Origin of the sequence: Streptomyces sp. NTH33 (genome assembly GCF_003236365.1) — a bacterium.
Classification (GTDB): domain Bacteria; phylum Actinomycetota; class Actinomycetes; order Streptomycetales; family Streptomycetaceae; genus Streptomyces.
In genome coordinates, this window is the sequence record NZ_POTZ01000767.1 from 1 (window position 1) to 2,033 (window position 2,033).

Here is a 2,033-nt window from a genome sequence, read left to right on the forward strand (position 1 = left end):
GTGATCAACGGCTTAGACACCTTGATCATCCGGAGCCGCGTCCTGTTTCACCAAACCGGCGAAGGCGACAACCCGCCCACTACATCGCAACTATGACGTCTCGCCACCCGAGAACGCTCGCGCCCTGATCGCCCACATCCACCCCGACCATCGGGCATCCGCCACCGTCGCCACTGCCGCCGGGCTCACGCCCATCGACGAATGGCACGAAGGCGAGATCCGGTGGCACCGGAGCATCAGACGATGACTTCAACGATCCACAGGTCTTGACTATTACTCTCCCGTCGGGGAACCGGGGAACTACGAACGTGACGACGGCCAACGACGTCGCAGCAGAAAGGAGGCACAAGCAATGACCATCAACGACAACGGACCGCGCCCGAACGCGTTCAACATCGAAACGGCCACCCGGCAGAACGAGAACTACCGCACCGTGGCCTGGACCGGGAAGTACCTGCAGGTCACCCTGATGTCCATTCCGGTCGGTGAGTCCATCGGGCTCGAGGTCCACCCCCACACGGACCAGTTCCTGCGCCTGGACGCCGGGCACGGCAAGGTCATCATGGGACCGGCCAAGGACCAGCTCGACTTCCAGCAGGATGTCGTCGACGGCTGGTCCATCCAGGTTCCCGCCGGCACCTGGCACAACGTGATCAACACCGGCGACGAACCCCTGCGCGTCTATGCCATCTACGCCCCGGTCCACCACGCACCCGGTCTCGTCCAGGAGGCCAGCACAGACGCTGAACGGGACGAGTCGGCCGGCGCCGACGAGCCGCCCGCGTGGACCGTCCAGCCCCAGGACGACGCCCCGGACCAGCACGCCAACTGACCTCTCCGCACGTCGGGGGTTCCCAGAACTGGGACTCCACCGTTTTCCGTACGATCATGCGGGTTCAGTCACCGCAGGACGACGCCGCCGACCTCCTCGCTCCGGTCCCCGCCGCGTGGGGCGCGCTCGCCGGGTACGCGCGCGTCTCGACCATGGAGCAGTTGCTCGGCCGACAGATCCACGCCCTCGCCGAAGCACCGCGGACACGGCCATGGAAGCGAGCCGGTGCTGGCACCTGCTCCGGTTCGTTCGGATCCGAGAGGACATGCCTTTGATGCACGTGCGGAGGAAAGCCCCTGATGGTGACGTCAGCAATGACGGCATCGTGTTGCGGTGATACCGACCAAGTAGCGTCGAAGTGATGCCGAAAGAGTGGGAAGGTGGTCTGCCCCCGTCGTTCAGCGCCATGAGACATCCCGAGCGCTCTTGGGGTGTCGCGCGCCGGATCTTCTGCGCAGGCTGACCGTCATCGGGTATATCGCGCAGGCCGACGACGGAGCGGCAGGACGCTGTCGCGGATGTCGGCGTTGGGCGACGGCGGGGCAGAGCCGGCCGTCGCGTTACTGCCACAAGAGCATGGCTGCGGATGCTGCGACACCGACGGCGACGATGAGTCCCCGGAGTGCGGCGGGCGGCAGGCGGCGGCCCACCCGGGCGCCCATCAGTCCGCCAAGTGCGATCTCTCACCTTCGTGTCGGTACGCCACCTGCGCGTATACCGCCCGGTGACCGTACTGACACCCCTGATCTCTCCTCTCATGACAGTGGCCACGCCTGCGGCAAGGTCGATTCCCAGATCGCTGACCAGCGCGTCCGGACAACACCACGAAAACCCGCCACTGACACGCCATCCACTGACATCGAACCGAGAGATCGCGCTCCGGGGCTGTCATGAGTTCCTCCGGGCGCCGGGAGCGCGAGCCCGCTGCGCTGTCCTGCCCTCACCCGTCTACCGGCAGGCGCGCGCCTGGTGGCGTCATGGGGTGGTGCGTGCTTCGGCGGCGGAGATGACGGTGTCGCGCTGGCGGTGGCGCCGTTCGTACTCCTGGACCTGGCGGGCGACGCCGGCGGGGAGGTTCTGCAGCCGGGCGGTGATCTCGTCCGGGCTCATGGTGTCGTAGCCGGGCCAGGGTTCGCTGCCGCGCAGCTGCTCGATGGCGTCCAGGACTCCCGGCCGGTTGGCGTGGGTGCGCTCGTAGCCC

The 2,033-nt window shown here is 67.0% G+C and carries 1 protein-coding gene and 1 pseudogene; one reads left to right on the forward strand and one right to left on the reverse strand.

All coding sequences use genetic code 11. From position 1 onward, the window contains the following. The first annotated feature begins 352 nt into the window (after positions 1–352). Positions 353–832 (forward strand): cupin domain-containing protein, encoded by a 480-nt coding sequence (locus tag C1I97_RS36015; RefSeq protein WP_111007129.1) that lies wholly within the window; start codon positions 353–355, stop codon positions 830–832. 975 nt (positions 833–1,807) lie between these two features. On the opposite strand, the pseudogene C1I97_RS40385 reads toward C1I97_RS36015, so the two are convergent. Then, a pseudogene (locus C1I97_RS40385) lies at positions 1,808–2,033 on the reverse strand (hypothetical protein); the annotation flags it as partial.